The 18,288-nt window shown below is 62.1% G+C and carries 16 protein-coding genes and 1 pseudogene; 7 read left to right on the plus strand and 10 right to left on the minus strand.

All coding sequences use genetic code 11. The features are described from left to right. Positions 1 to 14: 14 nt before the first annotated feature. The 3 genes from HH213_RS28945 to HH213_RS28955 form a co-directional block, all read right to left on the minus strand. Entirely contained in the window at positions 15 to 1,367 is a 1,353-nt protein-coding gene (locus tag HH213_RS28945) for an MFS transporter (protein ID WP_169114648.1), read from the minus strand. Positions 1,368 to 1,485: 118 nt separating this feature from the next. Then, positions 1,486 to 4,122 (minus strand): TonB-dependent receptor, encoded by a 2,637-nt coding sequence (locus HH213_RS28950; protein ID WP_169114650.1) that lies wholly within the window; start codon positions 4,120 to 4,122, stop codon positions 1,486 to 1,488. 163 nt (positions 4,123 to 4,285) lie between these two features. Further along, entirely contained in the window at positions 4,286 to 5,788 is a 1,503-nt protein-coding gene (locus tag HH213_RS28955; protein WP_110849399.1) for an AMP nucleosidase, read from the minus strand. Between the two features lie 126 nt (positions 5,789 to 5,914). On the opposite strand from HH213_RS28955, the gene HH213_RS28960 reads away from it, so the two are divergent. From HH213_RS28960 to HH213_RS28980, 5 genes are read left to right on the plus strand one after another with little or no spacing between them, the layout of a single operon-like run. Next, on the plus strand, positions 5,915 to 9,967 hold the full coding sequence (locus HH213_RS28960) for a Pls/PosA family non-ribosomal peptide synthetase (protein WP_169114652.1): 4,053 nt from the start codon (positions 5,915 to 5,917) through the stop codon (positions 9,965 to 9,967). After that, entirely contained in the window at positions 9,964 to 10,614 is a 651-nt protein-coding gene (locus HH213_RS28965) for a 4'-phosphopantetheinyl transferase family protein (protein WP_169114654.1), read from the plus strand. The genes HH213_RS28960 and HH213_RS28965 overlap by 4 nt, the downstream gene beginning before the upstream one ends. Further along, positions 10,611 to 11,336 carry a polysaccharide deacetylase family protein gene (locus tag HH213_RS28970; RefSeq protein WP_169114656.1) on the plus strand — a complete coding sequence of 242 codons (726 nt, stop codon included), beginning with the start codon at positions 10,611 to 10,613 and terminating at the stop codon, positions 11,334 to 11,336. Before HH213_RS28965 ends, HH213_RS28970 begins: the two co-directional genes overlap by 4 nt. Further along, positions 11,333 to 11,884, plus strand: a complete 552-nt coding sequence (locus HH213_RS28975) for a YdeI/OmpD-associated family protein (RefSeq protein WP_229263217.1) — start codon at positions 11,333 to 11,335, stop codon at positions 11,882 to 11,884. The genes HH213_RS28970 and HH213_RS28975 overlap by 4 nt, the downstream gene beginning before the upstream one ends. Before the next feature lie 2 nt (positions 11,885 to 11,886). Next, the gene (locus tag HH213_RS28980; protein WP_110849394.1) at positions 11,887 to 12,462 is read left to right on the plus strand and encodes an HD domain-containing protein; all 576 of its coding nucleotides are present in this window, start codon (positions 11,887 to 11,889) and stop codon (positions 12,460 to 12,462) included. Between the two features lie 2 nt (positions 12,463 to 12,464). On the opposite strand, the gene HH213_RS28985 is transcribed toward HH213_RS28980, so the two are convergent. Next, a complete protein-coding gene (locus tag HH213_RS28985) occupies positions 12,465 to 13,199 on the minus strand; it encodes a CPBP family intramembrane glutamic endopeptidase (protein WP_169114660.1) in 735 nt (244 codons plus the stop codon). 62 nt (positions 13,200 to 13,261) lie between these two features. Next, entirely contained in the window at positions 13,262 to 13,720 is a 459-nt protein-coding gene (locus tag HH213_RS28990; RefSeq protein WP_169114662.1) for a tautomerase family protein, read from the minus strand. A 97-nt stretch (positions 13,721 to 13,817) separates the two neighbouring features. Between HH213_RS28990 and HH213_RS28995 the strand changes: the two genes are divergently transcribed. Then, positions 13,818 to 14,789 carry a GlxA family transcriptional regulator gene (locus tag HH213_RS28995; protein ID WP_110849391.1) on the plus strand — a complete coding sequence of 324 codons (972 nt, stop codon included), beginning with the start codon at positions 13,818 to 13,820 and terminating at the stop codon, positions 14,787 to 14,789. Continuing rightward, on the plus strand, positions 14,786 to 15,097 hold the full coding sequence (locus HH213_RS29000; RefSeq protein ID WP_110889097.1) for a hypothetical protein: 312 nt from the start codon (positions 14,786 to 14,788) through the stop codon (positions 15,095 to 15,097). Before HH213_RS28995 ends, HH213_RS29000 begins: the two co-directional genes overlap by 4 nt. 25 nt (positions 15,098 to 15,122) lie before the next feature. Here the strand turns inward: HH213_RS29000 and HH213_RS29940 are convergent, their stop codons facing one another. The 5 genes and pseudogenes from HH213_RS29940 to bla all read right to left on the minus strand — a co-directional run bounded on the left by HH213_RS29940 (position 15,123) and on the right by bla (position 18,224). Continuing rightward, positions 15,123 to 15,401 carry a DUF4844 domain-containing protein gene (locus HH213_RS29940; RefSeq protein WP_199240568.1) on the minus strand — a complete coding sequence of 93 codons (279 nt, stop codon included), beginning with the start codon at positions 15,399 to 15,401 and terminating at the stop codon, positions 15,123 to 15,125. After that, positions 15,362 to 15,568, minus strand: coding sequence for a hypothetical protein (locus HH213_RS29945; RefSeq protein WP_199240554.1), 207 nt, complete (start codon positions 15,566 to 15,568; stop codon positions 15,362 to 15,364). The genes HH213_RS29940 and HH213_RS29945 overlap by 40 nt, the downstream gene beginning before the upstream one ends. A gap of 14 nt (positions 15,569 to 15,582) precedes the next feature. Then, positions 15,583 to 16,080, minus strand: a complete 498-nt coding sequence (gene ybiA / locus HH213_RS29010) for a riboflavin biosynthesis intermediates N-glycosidase (protein ID WP_229263499.1) — start codon at positions 16,078 to 16,080, stop codon at positions 15,583 to 15,585. A 129-nt stretch (positions 16,081 to 16,209) separates the two neighbouring features. Further along, positions 16,210 to 17,211, minus strand: a pseudogene (locus HH213_RS30615) (GNAT family N-acetyltransferase); the annotation flags it as partial. Between the two features lie 131 nt (positions 17,212 to 17,342). Then, positions 17,343 to 18,224 carry a class A beta-lactamase gene (gene bla, locus HH213_RS29015; RefSeq protein WP_169114664.1) on the minus strand — a complete coding sequence of 294 codons (882 nt, stop codon included), beginning with the start codon at positions 18,222 to 18,224 and terminating at the stop codon, positions 17,343 to 17,345. Positions 18,225 to 18,288 lie beyond the last annotated feature (64 nt).

The following is an 18,288-nucleotide window of genomic DNA, read 5'->3' on the forward strand; positions in this document are numbered from 1 at the left end:
CGTTTTCCAAAAAATTAAACTGCCACATAATTCTGGGCCACCAGCTTCGCCTTGATCTCGCCGTAGCGTGCATCGGTGAGACGATAGCGGAACATCAGCAGGCCCATGACGGTGTGGAAGAAGCCGGGAATTACGGTCAGCATCAGCACAATGCCATGCATGGCGAAGGCGGTCTGCTCCTGGTTGGGGTGGTATTGGAAGTACGTCAGCAATACACCTACCAGCGCGCCGGCGATGCCCATGCCGGCCTTCTGGCACACGGAGATGCCGCCAAAGGCGAAGCCGGACACGCGCTGCCCGGTCTTGACCACGCCGTAGTCGATGGTCTCGGCGATCGCCGACCAGAATACCGGCGCGTGCAGGTCCACCACGAACGACAGCAGAAAATACAGCACGAAGGCCAGCACAGTGTCACCCGGCTTCACCGTGAAGTACATCACCACGCTGATGACACCCACCGCAATCTGCGTCCAGCGGAACAGCTTGACCTTGCAATAGAACTTGGTGATCCAGGTCGAAGCGACCATCGACAGGATGGCCGCCGCCACGCCGGTCGACAGGAAGGCCGACACGGTTTCGGTGTTCGCACCGAGATAATACTTGGCGTAATAGATGGCGACCGAACCGCGCACCACATAGCCGATGGTGCCGACCACGCACACGGCGCACAGGATCAGCCACTGGTCGTTCTGCATCAACACCTTGATCTGATCGCCCAGCGGCTGGCGCTGCACCTTGTGCACCACGCGCTCGGTGGTGGTGAAGAAGCAGAACAGGAACAGTGCCACGCCCATCGCCGCCATCAGCGCCATCGCGGCCTGATAGCCAACAGCAGCATTGCCGGCGCCCCAGCGCTCGGACAGCACCGGCACCACCACCGTCACCATAAAGGCGCCAACCTTGGCCAGGAACAGACGGTAGCCATTGGCCGACAGCACCTGCTGCGGGTCATTGGACAAGGTGCTGGGCAGGGAGATATACGATACGCCCACGCCTGAAGTCATGACGGTCATGATGATATAGGTCGAATAGGCCCATACCAGTTTGGCGCTGTAGCCCCAGTCCGGGGTGGTGAAGACGAAGAACACGCTCAGGCCATACGGCACGGCGAGGAACAGTAGCCACGGACGGTAACGTCCCCACCGCGTCATGACGGCGTCGGTGATCTGGCCCATCACCAGGTCGCTGCAGGCGCCGATGATTTTCACCAGCACGAACAGCAAGGCCAGGTCGGTGGTCTTCAGGCCGTAGACGTCGGTGTAGAAGAAGGTGATCATCAACATCATCGACGAGATCACCACATTCAGCGCCATGTCGCCCGACCCGAAACCGACCTTCTCCAGCACCGACATTTTTTGATTCGACATATTTACCTCTTCAAATGACTACGTCATTCCCGCGAAAGCGGGAATCCATACTACGCCGGCAATCAGGCGGCCTATGGATTCCCGCGTGCGCGGGAATGACGGTGGGGGCGCTGCTTAGTTAGATCTTCCAGTTCAGGAATACGCCAACCGAGCGATCATAACGACGGGTGTCACGTGGGTACAGCGCCTTGTTGCTCCAGTAGTCGGTGTACTTGAAGTTCAGCAGATTGGAGCCGGTCAGCGTGATCGACGTATTCTCGTTGATCTTGTAGCCCAGCGAACCATCCAGCGACGACATCGGCGATGCGATCAGATCCAGGCCCGGACCACCATCATTGTAGATCTGCACGAACTTCGAGCGCCAGTTGTACGCCAGGCGCGCCGACACGCCAAATTTCTCATACAGGCCCACCACGTTGTACGACCATTTCGACATGCCGGCAAACGGCTTGTTGCTCAGGCTTGGATCGCTGGCGGTGCTGGTCTGGCCTTCGGTGTAGGTGGCATTCGCCTCCACGCCGAAGCCACCCAGCCAACCTGGCAGCTTGTCGAAGAAGGTGCGATATGCCACTTCGGCGCCTTGCAGGTAGCCGTCATCCGTGTTGAATGGACGGGTAGTGTCGTAGATCGCGCCGTTGAAGGTTTCCTTGACCACCTTGTTCTGGATGTAGCCTTTGAACTCGTGGCGGAACAGTGCCACGCTGGCCATGCCGGTCGACGAGAAATACCACTCCAGCGAACCGTCGTAGTTACGCGCGGTGAACGGCTTCAGGTCAGGATTGCCGCCCGATGCCGTCGCCAGGTTGGTGGTGCCGTTGGCGTTGATGTAGGCGGTGCCAGGATTCAGTTGCCCGAAGTCCGGGCGGGTCAGCGTCTTGGTGACCGAGAAGCGCGCGATCACGTCGTCGCGCAGCGTAGCCTTGAAGTTGGCGCTCGGCAGATAGGCGGTGTCGCTCGACGTTTTCGAGGTCGGCACGTAAGCGGTTCCTACTACCGAATTACCCAGCAGGTCCGAGTCGGTCTTGGTCACGCGCATGCCCAGCACGCCGTCGATTGGGATACCGGCGGTATCCCAGCCGATGTGCGCCTTGCCATACAGGGCGTAGTTCTTTTCTTCGTCGGCGAAATAGGAACCCGGGTCCATCGCCCGCGCGGCCGAAGTGCCGGTGACGGCCTGGCGTACGGCGCCGGTGTTGGTCAGCAGGTAGCTCGCGCATGGCGTGTACCAGGCGGTGGTGCCCCAATTATTCTGCATGCTGGCGGTGCAGTTCAGTCCCGGCAGGCTGGTGACCGGCACGCCGTCCGGCGCCACCGAAGTGCCTTCAAAGGACTTGATCGACGCTGCGGTGCGCTTGGCGGCGCGCACGCCGAAGCCGAAGTCCTTGAACAGCCCTTCATCCGCCATGGTGTAGGTGCCATCGGCGCGCCAGTCGGTCGAGGAGCCGTGGTCGTGGCCATAGCGGTCGAACAGCTGGTCGATGCGGTAATTGGCTGGATTGGTGATGTCCTGGCCGCTGTACGAAATATTCGCACCGCCGCCGGCATTGGTGGTCACCACCGAATTCGGCATCACGGTCAGCGTATCGAGGATCGGATTCTGCCAGTCGTAGTCCGACAGCGTGCGGGCGAGTTCGGTGCTCAGGCGCAGGCCCGGCGCGGCGTTCCAGCGGGCGCCAATGGCGTGCTGCTGGGTCACGTTGTCCTTGCGGTTGGCCTGGGTCGACATGATGGTGTTGACGTTTTTGGACGTCAGCGTTTGCAGCTGGTTCGAGCCAGGAATCTTGGTGCCGGACATGGTGTCGCCTGGCCCCCACCATGGCAGCGCCACCAGGTAGTCGGTTTCGTTGTTGTCCAGGTAATGGGTGGCCAGGCCTTCGGCGTACACTTCCAGATCCTGGTTCGGCTTCCATTGCAGCGCATAGTTGCCGGCGGTGCGGCGACGGTCGCCGCCGATGGCCTGCAGGCCCATCAGGTCAGGACCGGTCAGGTTGGGCAGCAGCCAGCTCTTGTCGATCGGCTTGGTGTTGAAGGCGCGCTCTTCGGAGTAATGGTTGCGCACATACGAAACACCGAACAGCGCGCCGATCTCGCCGATATCGGTCTTCCAGCGGTTGGAAATCATGCCGCTGACGTTCGGATCAGTACGCTCGGCCTGCGAGTTATTGGTGGCGCCACCATTGACCACGGCGGTAAAGCCCTTGAAGTCGAACGGACGGTTGGTGCGCACGTCGATCACGCCGGCGATACCGCCTTCCGGCAGGTCGGCCGACTGCGATTTGTACACATCCACGCGTTGCAGCATGGTCGATGGAATGTCGGCCAGCTGGATGTAGCGGCCGGTGGTGGTGAACAGTTCGCGGCCATTGAGCAGCGTGGCGATGCCCGGCAGACCGCGGATCAGCACGGTGTTGGCTTCGCCGCCGTCGCGTCGGACCTGGACGCCGGTAACGCGGGCCAGCGTCTCGGCGACGTTAGTATCTGGAAACTTACCGATATCGTCAGCAACAATGGAGTCGATAACGTTATCGGCATCCTTTTTGATCTTTTGCGCGCTTTGCGCAGCGCGGCGCACGCCGGTGACGGTCACGGTGGCTTCGGGCGCAGGTTGCGCGGCGTCGCTGGCCGGGGTAGTCTCTTGTGCTACGACTGGGAAGGCGCTTAGCAGGCCAGCGGCGGCCAGCACGGCGACGCCGGATTTGAGGACGAGACGATGGGTTGCCTGGGACATCGAAGTCCCGGTTACTGTGTGTTTCATAAGTCTCCAGTGTTGTCTGTTTTATAGAGAGCTGCTCAAGGGCAGCGCTGGTTGAACAAATCTTATGGGCTGGAGAAAAAACTAACCAATCAATTTTTTCGGGTTTTTGATACCAAAAAAAGTATCAAGCCCGCTGAAAGCGGGCCTGGGCATGGGGTTGCGGCTATTGGAAAGCTACCTCGGTAAAGCTGCGTAACTTGCGAGAGTGTAGTTTATCCACACCAAGCGCGCGCAAAAGTTCAACTGCACGAATGCCGATGCGTAAATGCTGGTCAACACGGTCGCGGTAAAACTGGTTAGCCATACCGGGCAACTTGATTTCCCCATGCATCGGCTTGTCGCTCACGCACAACAAGGTGCCGTAGGGAACGCGGAACCGGAAACCGTTGGCGGCAATGGTTGCGCTTTCCATATCCAGCGCAATCGCCCTGCTCTGACTGAACCGTCGCTCCGGCGTCCGCTGCGGCATCAGCTCCCAGTTGCGGTTGTCGGTACTGGCGACGGTGCCGGTGCGCATCACGCGCTTCAGGTCGTGACCGGTCAGCTGCGTGACCTCGGCCACGGCCGCCTCAATCGCCACCTGTACCTCGGCCAGCGGCGGAATCGGCACCCACAGCGGCAGGTCTTCATCCAATACGTGATCTTCGCGCACGTAGCCGTGGGCCAGCACGTAGTCGCCCAGTTCCTGGGTGTTGCGCAAGCCAGCGCAGTGGCCCAGCATCAGCCACGCGTGCGGCCGCAGCACGGCGATATGGTCGGTGATGGTCTTGGCGTTGGCCGGGCCGACGCCGATATTCACCATCGAGATGCCGGTGCCGTCGGCGCGGATCAGGTGATAGCCCGGCATCTGCGGCAAGCGTGGCAGCGGTGCGCCATGCACGTCGCCCGGCTCCACCGCCTGCCCCACGCGCCGCATTACCAGGTTGCCCGGCTCGACAAAGGCGATGTAGTCGTTGCCCGGCTCACCGGCCGGACTAACCATCAATTCATGTCCCAGCTTGATGAATTCATCGATGTAGAACTGGTAGTTGGTGAACAGGACGAACTTCTGGAAGTGCTCGCACGAGCTGCCGGTGTAATGGCGCAGCCGTTGCAGCGAGTAGTCGACGCGCGGCGCGGTGAACAGCGACAGCGGCTGCGCCTCGCCCATCGGCGCCTCGTGGGTGCCGTTGGCGATACCGTCGTCCATCGCGGCCAGGTTGGGCAGGTCGAACACGTCGCGCATCAGAAGGCGGCGTTCGGCGGACAGGCTGCCCTCGATGTGCTCATGCTCGGCGAACGAGAAATGAATCGGAATTGGCTGCGCGCTGACGCCTACTTCAAGCTTGACCTGGTGGCTGCCGTGGTTCTTCAGCAGCAGCTTGAATTGCTGAAGGTAGTAGCGGGCAAACAGGTCGGGCCGCGTCAGCGTGGTTTCGTAGGTGCCGGGACCGGCGACAAAACCGAACGCCAGCCGCGAATCGGCGCGCGCCACGGTGTCGGTATGCACGCGTACAAAGGGATAGCAGGCGCGCACATGGTCACCGACGTTTTCGCCCGCCACAAAGCGCTTCATCGCGTCGCGCAGATAGGCGATGTTGGCGTCGTAAATGGCGCGCACCTGGTCGTAGGCCGCCTGGGCGTCGTCAAACTGCATGGGGGCGATGAATGGACGGGTGGTAGTCATGCGGCTCCTTCAGTTTTGGCTTGTATTTCCTATTGTAAAGGCTGTAAGCGGAACTTGCATTCTCCCTCTATGGGAACCATCTGGCGTACCGTACAATGACGCCCTGACACGGAGAAAAGCCACCGCATGAATCACGCCGTAACACCGCACGTCCTTTTTGGCCCGCAGCAGGAAAGTCTGCTGCGCGAGGAAATCCTCGCCGACCTGCTGGAAGCCAGCGCCACGCGCTCCCCCGAGCAGATCGCACTGATTTTCGGCGAACGCCGGCTGAGTTATCGGGAACTGAACGCGCAGGCGGACCTGGTGGCGGCGCGCCTGATCGCAGCCGGCGTGCAGCCGGGCCAGATCGTCGGTCTGTGGCTGCCGCGCGGGATCGAGCTGCTGGTGCTGCAAGCGGGCATCGCCAAGGCCGGCGCGGCGTGGCTGCCGGTGGATGAAGACACGCCGGTCGAGCGCTTGCAGGTTTGCCTGGACGACGCGGACGGCGCCGGCGTATTGACCTCGGCCGCGTTTGCGCCGCGGCTGGCCGCCCTGCCTGAATTTGCGGCATCTGGCCGTCCGGTGTGGACCGCCGAAGCGCTGCTGGCCGCTCCCGCCGCCGGCGAAGTGCTGGCGCGCCGCGGCGCGGTGTCGCCGGATGTGCCGGCGTATGTCATTTACACCTCCGGTTCGACCGGCAAGCCGAAAGGCATCCTGATCACCCAGCGCAGCATCTGCCATTTCCTGCGCAGCGAGAACGAAGTGCTGGGCGTGCAGGCCCAGGACAAGGTATATCAGGGCTTCTCGGTGGCCTTCGACATGTCGTTTGAGGAGATCTGGATCTCGTATCTGGTCGGCGCCACGCTGTGGATCGGCCCCAAGGAAATCAGCGGTGATCCGGAGACGCTGCCGCGCATGCTGGAGCAGAACCAGGTGACGGTGCTGCACGCGGTGCCGACGCTGCTCGCGCTGTTCAATCAGGAAGTGCCTAGCCTGCGGCTGATTAACCTCGGCGGCGAGGCCTGTCCGGAATCGCTGGTCACGCGCTGGTCGCGCGAAGGCCGGCAGATGTTCAACACCTACGGCCCGACCGAAGCCACGGTATCGGCCAGCCTGGCGCGATTGCAACCGGGCTACCCGGTGACCATCGGCCGCCCGCTGCCCAACTACGGACTGCTGGTCATCGACGCCAATACCGATCCCGTACCCGACGCAGCGCCGGCGCAAGGCCCGATCCTGCGCCTGCTGCCCTACGGCGAAGTGGGTGAATTGTGCATCACCGGCCCGGGCCTTGCCGCCGGCTACCTTGGCCGCCCGGACCTGACGGCGGAAAAATTCCTGCCCAATCCCTGTTCCACCGGCCCGCACGACGCACGCCTGTATCGCACCGGCGACCTGGCCCGCATCGGCCCTGACGAAGAAGTCACCTGCCTTGGCCGCGCCGACGACCAGGTCAAAATCCGCGGCTTCCGCGTCGAACTGGGCGAAATCGAAGCCCTGCTGGCGCAGCAACCGGGTGTTGGCACCGTAGCCGTCCTGCTGCGCAAAGACGACGGCATCGACCAGCTGGTCGCCTATCTGGTCGCCGATGCCGGCGCCGCGCTGGATAACCGCGCCCTGCGTGCCGCCTTGACCGAGAAGCTCCCACCGTACATGGTGCCGGGCCGCTACGAAATGCTGGACGCCATGCCGCGCCTCACTTCCGGCAAAATCGACCGCAAGACACTGAAAGCCACGCCACTCAGCGCTCCGCCAACCGGCAGCGCCGCCGACTCCGACCTGCCGGAAACGCCGGCCGAACAAGCCCTGTTCACGGCACTGGCGGCCCTGTTCCCCGGCCAGCCGATCCAACGCCAGGCCGACTTCTTCACCGACCTTGGCGGCCACTCGTTCTTCGCCGCCCGTCTGGCGTCCGCGCTGCGCACCGATCCGCGCTTCGCTCACGTGACCGTGCGCGACATCTACCAGCAGCGCCAGATCGGCAAGATCGCGCAGGTGCTGGCCGAAGCGCCGGGCAGCACCACCGAAGAACAGCCATGGACGCCGCCGTCCACCATCAAACGCTGGATCTGCGGCGTCGCGCAGGCTGTCGCCATGCCGCCGCTGGTCACGCTGCGCATGGCGCAATGGCTGGCGCCCTTCTTCACTTACCACTTCTTCACCGGCGATCCGGGCGACTCGGTGCCGCGCGCCATCGCCGCCTCGGTCGGCGTATTCCTGCTGGCGACCATTGGCGAATTCGCCGTCGCCATCGCCGGCAAATGGCTGATCGCCGGCCGCCTGAAGGCTGGCGTCTATCCACTGTGGGGGCTGACCTACTACCGCTGGTGGCTGGCCGACCGTCTGGTGGAAGCCGCGCCGGCCTACCTGCTCAGTGGCTCGTCGCTCAACGCCTGGTGGCTGCGCGCGCTCGGCGCCAAAGTCGGCAAGGAAGTCATCATTGGCTCGTACACGCTGCGCGCGCCAGACCTGCTGCATATCGGCGACCAGGTTAGCATCGGCAACGCGGTCAACTTCGAGAACGCGCGCGTCGAACGCGGCCACCTGCACCTCGGCCAGATCACGCTGGAACAAGACGCCTGCGTCAGCTCCTACGCCATCATGGAAGGCAATACCCGCGTGGAAGCGTTGGGCCACCTGGAAGGCCAGTCGGCGCTGAGCGACGGCGGCGTGGTGCCGGCAGGCCGCGTCTGGGCCGGTTCACCGGCACGCGACATGCGCGCCTTCGACACCGCCCGGCTGCCGGCACGCTTGCCGGTCACCGCCGCGCGCCGCGCCGCCGAAGCGTTGTTCTTCGTGCTGGGCATCCTTGGCATCGTCACGCTGTTCTTCATGCCGGTGTTCCCGAGCTTTGTGCTGATCGACTGGTTTGACGAAGCGGGCTGGCTGCCGTGGATTCAGGGCGACGACATGCGAATCCAGCTGCTGCGCTACTTCCTGCTGGCTTTCCCGGCCAGCACGGTGCTGATCGTGCTGACGGCGCTGATCTCGGCCGGCATCCGCTGGAGCGCGCTGCCGCGCCTCAAGCCGGGCCAGTTCCCGATCCACGGCAATACCTACTGCGCCAAATGGCTGGTGAGCCAGATCCAGGAATCGAGCCTGAATGTGCTGCACGGGATTTACGCGACGGTGTTCGCGCCGTACTGGTATCGCCTGCTCGGCGCCAAAGTCGGCAAGGACGCCGAAATTTCCACCGCGCTGGGCGTGGTGCCGGACATGCTGACGCTGGGCGACGAAACCTTCATCGCCGATGCGGTCATGCTGGGCGACGAGGAAATCGACGGCGGCTGGATGGTGATGAAGCCAACCGTCATTTCGAATCGCAGCTTCGTCGGCAACGGCGCCTACATCCCGGACGGCACCATCCTGCCGGAGCATGTGCTGATCGGCGTCCACTCGCGCGCGCCGGACAATGAGCAGATGAAGCATGGCGACACGTGGCTCGGCTCCCCGCCGATCAACCTGCCGGCGCGTGAGCAGACCAGTGGCTACCCGGAGCATCTGACTTTCCATCCGTCGCCAATGCGCCGTTTGGGACGTGGACTGATCGAAGCATTCCGCATCGTCGCGCCGCATGCGCTGGTGATCGCAGTCGGCTACACGCTGGTGCTGGCGGTGATGCCGGCGGCAGGTGCTGGCCGCTGGGCCGAAGTGACGTGGGATCTGGCGCTGGCGGGCCTGGTCTACGGCGTGGGCAACTACGTATTTGTGGTGCTGCTCAAATGGCTGCTGATCGGGCGCTATCGCAAACAGTCGGAGCCCATGTGGACGCCGTTTGTGTGGCTGTCGGAAGGCGTGACCAATCTGTATGAAGGCATCGCCGTGCCGAACTTCATGCGCTACCTGCGCGGCACGCCATGGCTGCCGATTGCGTTCAACCTGCTGGGCTGCCGCATCGGCAAAGGCGTCTACATGGACACCACCGACATCACGGAATTCGACTGCGTGCAGATCGGCGATCATAGTGAACTGAATGCGCTGACCTGCCCGCAGACCCACTTGTTCGAGGATCGCGTAATGAAGATTGATCAGGTGGTGATCGGAGAGCGTGTCTACATGGGACCACGCGCATCGGTGCTGTACAGCGCCGCCGTCGGCGATAACGCCCGCCTCGGCGCGCTGACGCTGGTGATGAAGGGCGAGAACATTCCGGCCAACGGCAACTGGGCCGGCTGCCCGGCCGCTCCGCTGCGCAAATGAAAAGCCTGGCCGTCCAACGCTGGCCCGGCCCCACACCGGCGCCGCAGGACGGCCTGTTCGCAATCCTGATCAACACCAGCGCCGCGTCGTCGCCGCCAGGCACCGCAAGCGCGCCGGCGCCCAACGCAGCAAGCACGGTCCCGCCGCCCGCGTCAGGCGCCGGGCAGCAACGCGACGCTGCCCGGCGCCAGATCCGCCAGGCCGCGCGCGAAGCGCTGGGTGCGGTGCTGCGCATGCCCGCTGCCGACATCTCCATCGTCTCTACACCAGGCACGCCGCCACACGTTCTGCTGGCCGGCGTTGGAAGCCACATCGGCATCTCTTTCAGCCACGAAGACGGCTACGGACTGGCCGCCATCAACTTGCATGGACCGATCGGCGCCGACATCATGCGCGTGCAGGACATCCCCGACTGGCAAACCGTCGCCAGCGACTACCTCGGCCCGGCCGTCGCCGCCGCGCTGCAAAATACCATCAACCGCCCGCTCGCCTTCACACAAGCGTGGACACAACGCGAAGCCGCGCTAAAATGTCATGCACAACAACTCAGCGAATGGCAAGCCGGGCTTTCCGGCGCCTCCATATCGCTGATCCTGCCAGACCCGCATCTGGCAGGCCAAATCCATATTGGAGACAAAACCGCATGAGATCCGTCGCCCTGATCCTCGCCGCCATCGCCATCCACGCCAGCGCCGCCGAATGCGGCCCGGACCAACTCAACACCGCCCGCACCATCACGCTCAAGCGCGAAGGCGCCCTGTACGGCGCGCATCAGCACACCGCGCTGCCGCTGGCAAAAGGCGAAGTAGTGCTGACCTTCGACGACGGCCCGTCCGCCGACAACACCCCGCTGGTGCTCAAAGCGCTGGCCGACCAATGCGCCAAAGCGACCTTCTTCCTGATCGGCGAACATATCGCCCAGCAGCCCGACCTGGCGCGCCGACTGATTCGCGAAGGCCACTCCGCCGGCATCCACAGCAACACCCACCCGCACCTGGCGTCGATGACCACCGACCAGCAGCTGGAGGACCTGAAACTGAGCCGCGCCGCCTACAAAACCGCCTTCGGCGTCGAGACGCCAGCCTACCGTTTCCCCTACCTTGAAGAAACGCCAACGCTGCTGGAAGCGCTCAAGCGCGACAACATCACCGTCGCCTCGATCGACATGGGCATCAACGACTGGATCCCGGAAGACACCACCGCCATCCTCGCCCAGCGCCTGACCGAAAGCCTGGACAAAGCCGGCCGCGGCATCATCCTGATGCACGATGCGAACGGTCCCACCGCCCAAGCCCTGCCCACGCTGCTCAAGGTCCTGAAAGACAAAGGCTACAAAGTGGTCCACCTGGAATGGGAAGCCGCGCAATGAGCACCGACAAATGGCAAGCGGAGTTTGCAGCGCTGCGCGCCATCGTCAGCGCTTGCGGCCTGGACGAAACCGTCAAGTGGGGCCAGCCCTGCTTCACGCTGGATGGCCACAACGTCGTGCTGATACACGGCTTTAAGGAATACTGTGCACTGCTGTTCTTCAAAGGCGCGTTGATGAAGGATCCGAAGAACATCCTGATCCAGCAAACCGAAAACGTGCAGGCCGCGCGCCAGATCCGCTTTACCACGCTGGTCGACATCACGCGGCAGGAGAAGACGCTCAAGGACTACATCAAGGACGCCATCGCAACGGAAAAATCCGGTGCCAAAGTCGAGATGAAGCAAACCGCCGAATTCTCCTTCCCCGAAGAGCTGGAGCACAAGATGGACGAATTGCCCGCCCTGCGGACCGCCTTCGAAGCCCTCACGCCCGGCCGCCAGCGCGCCTACCTGCTGCACTTTTCCTCGGCCAAGCAAGCGTCCACGCGGATCTCGCGCATCGAAAAAAGCGTTCAGCGCATCCTTGATGGCAAAGGGATGAACGACTAGCCATGCATATTGATGACCTGTCCCGCCGACTTGACTTCCTGCGAGAGATCGACCGGCTGAAGTGCGTCGTCCGGCAATCGCCACTGCTAGACCGGAGCAGAAAAGAAAATTCGGCCGAACACTCGTGGCATCTAGCCATGTATGCGCTCGTATTGGCTGACTATGCGGCGGCCACCATCGATATCACGCGTGTCATGAAGATGCTACTGCTGCACGATATCGTCGAAGTGGACGCAGGCGATATACCAATACACGGCGCATCCAACGAACATCAGGCAGAACTTGAGACGCGCGCTGCGGAGCGCATTTTTGGGCTGCTACCGGATGATGCCAACCAGGTGTTCGGTGAACTCTGGCGGGAATTTGAAGACGGCCAATCAGAAGACGCCCAGTTCGCGAAAGCCCTGGACCGCTTCCAGCCGTTGCTGGTAAACGTATTTACGCAAGGTGGAACCTGGTCGGAAAGCTGCGTCAGTTACGAACAGGTACTCGAACGGTACGGCCCAACCATTCAGCGCGGCGCACCAGCCCTGTGGGAACTGGCGCGCCGCTGGGTCGCTACGCATTTCGACACATAGCCTTACTTTGGCACGCGCCGTAGCAGCAGGATCGCGGCGGCGCCCCAGACCAACAGCGTCATCACCGACGCTTCCACGCCGTAGCTGCCGCCGGTCAGCCAATCCGGGCCAGGCATGGCCACTTGCAGCCAACCGCGTGCCGCATGTCCCGAGACCGGGACTGCGAACAGGCCGTCGTACAGATAATTCCAGCCCAGGTGCACGCCCATTGACAGCCACAAACGGCGCGTCAACATATAGCATGCGCTGAATGTCACACCGGCCACGCCGGTTACCAGAATTGCCAACAGGCTCACATGCCCGTTCGGCAAATGGGCCAACGCGAACGCCACAAACGACACAATCAGTGACGTGCGCGTGCCCCAGCGCTGCTCGACGATGCGGAACAACACACCACGGAACAGCAGCTCTTCAAAGCAAGCCACCATGACTTGCTCTGGCAGCGACTTGAACATTACGCTCCACCCGTTGCTGCCCGAGACGAAAAAAGAGCCCACGATGGCCAGCACGCCGGCGACCAACAGTCCTAGCACCGCGCCAACGGCGATGCCAGTAGCTGCTTCATGCGCAGCGCCGGGCAGTGCCAGCTCCGTGATTGCGCGCTTTTCCACGCGGCTGAAGAAGAAACGGTAGCCCAGCACTCCCGTCAAGGTGGCCAGCGGCACGGGACAAGCTACGCGCAACGAATTGGGTACCAGCGAATCGACGACGGCCATAGTGATGAGGGTTGCGGCCATGACGACGGCAATGCCGACAACAATCCGCGTGATGGGATGAGCAAAGAAACGAGCACGCATCATTACGTCAGGGCCAAACGCGATTGAAGGTGCGCATATCCTGCCGCCTGCACGAATCTAGGCAGCCGCCAGATGACGCCATTGACTCCCCAAGTGCCGTCCGGCACGTCATTGAGTATGACGGAGGTGGCCAGCTGCCGTTGCTCGGCGGCCGGCAGCGCGTCCTTGAACGCGGCATGAACCAGATCGACGTAGATGGCACGCGAAGCGTCGTCCAACACACCTTCCGGCACGTAGATCACGACCAGACAGGGAAGCAAGCGTTCGCGCACGTCGATGCCGCCGCAGGTCCACGTGGTCGGATCCACCTCGTCGATGGCGACCCAGCACAGTGAGCGCTTCCTCGGGTCGTCGGGAATCTCCTCCGCCGTGGTGGCGGCGTAGTTTAGCTTTTTTACCAGCTTGGCGCGGTGTTCAGCGGGGAATACATCCTTGGGAATCTTGACAAGAATATTGGGCATGGCCGGCTTTCGGTTATTAAATGAGAGCTTGCATTACAACGCCAATTGGTTCAGCATCCCAGTGTCTGTTTTGACATATTTCGGGCTTTTTCAGTCAATGAACGATTTTACGATTTTGGTCTTACCCGGCGCCTACGCATCCAGCGTCACGTTGACGCTGGATATCTTGTCGGCAGCAGCGCTGCTTGCACCAACGGTCGGTTGCGCCACGCCACGCTGGCGCGTGGTGTCTACCGAAAGCGTCGTTCGGCTCAATCATGGCGTGACGATTGACGCCAAGGTCTTGCCGAAAACCGGCCGCGCGGAAGCTTCCACGTGGGTCGTGCCAGGCATCGGTTTGGATAGTCCCCGTGTCGTCCAGCGCCGCTTCGAGCAGGCCGACGCCGTGCGCGCCACGAAAGCCTTGCAGGTGCATGCGCGTGCCGGCTACACGGTGGCCGCGTCATGCTCCGCCGTTTTTCTATTGCAGTCGGCGGGCCTGCTGGCGCAACGCAAAGTCACCACCTCGTGGTGGCTGGCGCCGTTGTTGCAGCAACTTGAGCCTGGTTGCGTAGTCGATGCCGACCGCATGGTGATAAGCGATGGCGCAGTCGTAACCGCCGGCGCGGCGTTCGCGCAAACCGATTTGATGCTGCATCTGCTAAGCATGCAATTCAGTCCAGCGCTTGCCGACGCCGTATCGCGCGCGCTGCTGATCGATGGCCGGCAATCGCAGGCGCAATTCGTCGTACCGGCCATGTTCGCCAATGGTAATGAACTGATTGCCAAACTGGTGGCGCGTTTCGAGTTGGCGCTGCCGGATGCGCCTAGCGTGACGCAGTTGGCGGCGGAATTCTGCATGTCCGACCGCACGCTGTCGCGCCACGTGCGCGTCGCCACAGGGCGCAGCACTTCTGCCCTGCTACAGAGCGTGCGAATCAACAAAGCGCGCATGCTGCTGGAAACCAGCAGGCTGACGGTGGAACAGGTGGCGGAACGGGTCGGCTACGTCGACACCAGCACGCTCAGACGCCTGATGCGCAAATCAATGGGCGCAACGCCAAGACAATTTCGACCTATCGCGACATGAAAATGCTTGATATTTATTCCAGCCTGGATGAGCTGCACATGTTTCTGACACAGGAAATGGGCCTTGTATCTGAGCCGCTCCATAGCGGAAGCTGGAGAACCTATTTTCACAAAGAAATTGTCTGGCACCCGGCTGTGACCACGCGAACTGTGAAAATTTTACTGGACCACACAGGGCAGCCTTTCAAAATTCAGCTATGCGTTTCTTCAGACAATAACAACAGCGTGTTCATTCTTCCACCCTTCAAACATGATGATTTGAAGATCAAGATTGAAAATGAAATTGCCAAGCTCTTGAACGTACGTTAGCGGCGCAGCGTGTTGGCTTGAGTCGTTATATTAGCCAGTCGTTGAATAGTTCGCCGGAGCTATGCACGCCGCAAACATCCATCACTCTGCCCAGATACGAAAGAATTTGGTCGCGTTCTTCAGACTCTGAGATGTCGAAATTCGCCAGCGCGATTTTCATTGTCCCCAGCACCGTTGAGCGTTGTGGGCGTTTAGGTAGCTCGGTAATCAGCGACTGAATGGTCGCATCTACCGATGCCTGTGCAGTTGCGGCCTGACTCTCATTTAACGCGCCTGGATAAACGTCGCGGCATTCGGGCCGAATTTATGTTCTGACTGTAAATCACGCAACTGCTGTATGACCTGTGGCGTGATGGCCAATTCATGATCATAAAAACCTGTCGGCCAAAGATAAAAGCTGAGACCCGAAACGCCAGCGACGACAATGGTCGCGACCAGACCGGCGATGCCAGCCATAATTTTAATAAACAATTGCTCTCCAAATTCTAAGCGTTTCTGTGTAGCCGACTACGCACTTCCATCAACGCAAAGCCCAGTAGATTGAGTCCTTCCCACGCAGCCGGATCTGCGGCGCGCGGGTCGTCGGCGGCCAGGCCGATGCCCCAGATGGCGTCAACGGGACTGGCCTCGACCAGCAACCGGTCCTGCGTCTGAAGCAAAAAGGTGCGCAGTGCGGCATTCTGAGAAAACTTCGCCACGTTCGCGCGGACCACGATGTCCCATCGGTGCACCAGCCACCGTTGGTTGTCGAAGCCAAGCACCTCGCGGCCTATCGCCTTCGCCGCGCCGGGATTGGCGGCAGCCAGCACACGCTCGCGTGCAGCTTCGTCGCCAAACAGGCGTGCTTTCTCTGCCATCATATAGTGCTCCGCCGTCAGGTATCGGGTACCGTCAACCTCAAATGACGCTTCGAACCATTGGCTGAAACAGGTTTTCGTGATGGAGCCGTCTTGCGATGGCTGGTGACCCCAGAACATGAGCATCTTGACTTGGCCGCCACCATCGACATATTCACGAAGCTGCGCTACCGAGCGCAAGCCAGGTCGCACGAGCCACTCCATTTTCTGGAGCTGGATGTGCGGGTGACTTTCCAGCGGCTCCCATTCGGGCAGGAAGGTGAAGCCGAGTTTTTGATAAAAGGCTGCGGCGCGCTGGTTGGCCGGTGCGACGTCGAGCAGGATGCGCCGGTACGCTTGCGCAGCGGCGTGGCTTTTTACTGCGTCGACCAACTGTGTCGCGAGCGGCGTGCCGCGCTGCGATGGCGCTACCCACATGGCGATCAGCTCCAGCTCCTGCTGGTCAATGGGCACGTGGCCGACGATGCCAACGGCTTCTTCGCCATCGAATGCGAGGATGAAGCGCGCCTGGCCACGGCCGGCCGCGCGGTCGCGCCATGCTTCGTCGGTATAGGCTAAGGCGCTGGCGTGGCTGACGCCGAAGGCCTGCGGCGCATCCAGCAACGCAGCCAGTCGTACCCGTTTCAGTTCATGCCAGTCTTCTTCTTTGGTATATCGGATGTCTGTCATGTCAGGACGCGCTCTGCCTTCGTCAAATTCTCGGAAGATGGCGCCGGGTTCGGCGAGTTCGCGCAGCGCCAGTGCACGCACGGCGTTGTCGGCAATGCCGTCAATCGCGGCGGCGCGCAGCGCATCCGCTTCGACGACGCGTCCCAGTCCACGCCATACCGCTTCGCATAGAGACAGGTCACGGACATAATTCGCCAGCTCAGCCGCCAGGCGCGGCGCGCCATCGGTGGGCAGCAGCGGCAGATGTTCCGCCAGCCTGTTTAGCTCCGCCAGCAAAGGCAGCGGATCTGTGACATAGCGCTGCGCCAGCGCGTAATCCTGCGCGTCGACGATCGCGGGCAGGGCGTGTCGAATGCTGCTTTTCGATACCTCCGGCAGCACCGCGAGCATTTGCAGGAAAAGTTCATACGTGGCGCGGCTATCCTTCAACGCCTCGTCCATGTGGCCGATGACGGTGAAGCGGTCGCGCCGCCTGTCACCAAAGGTGATATCGCCAGCCAGCACGCGATCGGCTTGCACCGCACGTTCGCGCACCATCGCCTCGCGCGCCGGCGCATACTGCTCGATCAGCAGCCGCCATTCGATCATGGCGATGGTATGCGTACCATCCTCTCGCGCGAACAGATCAATCAGCAAGGACAGCGCGCAATCATAGCGCTCCTCGCGCCGCGCCAGTATCGCCTCACGAAGGTCGGCCTCAAACGCGAAGGGAGAAGCGCTCACCGAAACGCCTCGATCGCCACCTTGGCCACTTCGCCATGCAGCTCGACGCGCGCCTTGTCGTCCTTGCCCGGCAATGTAACGTAGACGGCCAGCAGCATCGGTGGCCGGCCGGGCGGCCAGATCACGGCAATATCGTTGACGGTGCCGTAGTCGCCGGCGCCGGTCTTGTCGGCGACGATCCAGCCGGCCGGCACGCCGGCGCGAATGCGCGTCGCGCCGGTGGTATTCCCGATCATCCAGTCCTTTAGCTGGCGGCGGCAATGCAGCGGCAGCGCCTCGCCCATCACCAGTTTTTGCAGCGACTTCGCCATCGCCTGCGGCGTGGTGGTGTCGCGCACATCGCCGGGAATCGCGGAATTGAGTTCGGTCTCCCAGCGGTCCAGCCGGAATTCGCTGTCGCCGATGGAACGCGCGTAGGCCGTTACCGCCGTCGGGCCGCCGATCTGCTTCATCAGCAGATTGGCCGCCGTGTTGTCGCTGTACTGTAGCGTGGCTTCGCACAGCGCTTCCACTGTCATGCCCTCCGCCACGTGCTTGCCGGTGACCGGCGAATGCGGTACCAGATCACTCTTCTCGTAGCGGAGGCGCTTGTCCAGCAGCGACGGATCGCGCGCCAGCACGGCCGCCGCCAGCATCATCTTGAAGGTGCTGCACAGCGGGAAGCGCTCGTCGGCCCGATGCAGCAGCTGGCGACCGTCGGCCGTATTAAACGCCGCCACACCCAGCCGCCCGCCGGATTCCTTTTCCAGCCGCGCCAGCAACCCGGTACGCGAGACAGGCGCGGTGGTCGGCGCCTGATCCAGCAAGTCGGCGGCACGCGCCAGCGGCGCGCTGGCCAGCGCCAGCATCAACGCACGGCGGGTTGTGAAATCGGTCATCGGCCCAGGAATAAGAGTTAAGTAAAAATAAACATATCACATACTTGCCAAAAACGCCAAGCTT

Origin of the sequence: Duganella dendranthematis (assembly GCF_012849375.1) — a bacterium.
Lineage (GTDB): Bacteria > Pseudomonadota > Gammaproteobacteria > Burkholderiales > Burkholderiaceae_D > Rugamonas > Rugamonas dendranthematis.

What these genes read in the sequence shown, in the direction of transcription:
- HH213_RS28975 (WP_229263217.1), top strand. Translation starts at nt 11,333, where the DNA reads ATGAGCACCGACAAATGGCAAGCGGAGTTTGCAGCGCTGCGCGCCATC.
- bla (WP_169114664.1), bottom strand. Translation starts at nt 18,224, where the DNA reads ATGACCGATTTCACAACCCGCCGTGCGTTGATGCTGGCGCTGGCCAGC.
- HH213_RS28990 (WP_169114662.1), bottom strand. Translation starts at nt 13,720, where the DNA reads ATGCCCAATATTCTTGTCAAGATTCCCAAGGATGTATTCCCCGCTGAA.
- HH213_RS28950 (WP_169114650.1), bottom strand. Translation starts at nt 4,122, where the DNA reads ATGAAACACACAGTAACCGGGACTTCGATGTCCCAGGCAACCCATCGT.
- HH213_RS28980 (WP_110849394.1), top strand. Translation starts at nt 11,887, where the DNA reads ATGCATATTGATGACCTGTCCCGCCGACTTGACTTCCTGCGAGAGATC.
- HH213_RS28985 (WP_169114660.1), bottom strand. Translation starts at nt 13,199, where the DNA reads ATGGCCGCAACCCTCATCACTATGGCCGTCGTCGATTCGCTGGTACCC.
- ybiA (WP_229263499.1), bottom strand. Translation starts at nt 16,080, where the DNA reads ATGCTCATGTTCTGGGGTCACCAGCCATCGCAAGACGGCTCCATCACG.
- HH213_RS28955 (WP_110849399.1), bottom strand. Translation starts at nt 5,788, where the DNA reads ATGACTACCACCCGTCCATTCATCGCCCCCATGCAGTTTGACGACGCC.
- HH213_RS29000 (WP_110889097.1), top strand. Translation starts at nt 14,786, where the DNA reads ATGAAAATGCTTGATATTTATTCCAGCCTGGATGAGCTGCACATGTTT.
- HH213_RS28965 (WP_169114654.1), top strand. Translation starts at nt 9,964, where the DNA reads ATGAAAAGCCTGGCCGTCCAACGCTGGCCCGGCCCCACACCGGCGCCG.
- HH213_RS28945 (WP_169114648.1), bottom strand. Translation starts at nt 1,367, where the DNA reads ATGTCGAATCAAAAAATGTCGGTGCTGGAGAAGGTCGGTTTCGGGTCG.
- HH213_RS28960 (WP_169114652.1), top strand. Translation starts at nt 5,915, where the DNA reads ATGAATCACGCCGTAACACCGCACGTCCTTTTTGGCCCGCAGCAGGAA.
- HH213_RS28970 (WP_169114656.1), top strand. Translation starts at nt 10,611, where the DNA reads ATGAGATCCGTCGCCCTGATCCTCGCCGCCATCGCCATCCACGCCAGC.
- HH213_RS28995 (WP_110849391.1), top strand. Translation starts at nt 13,818, where the DNA reads ATGAACGATTTTACGATTTTGGTCTTACCCGGCGCCTACGCATCCAGC.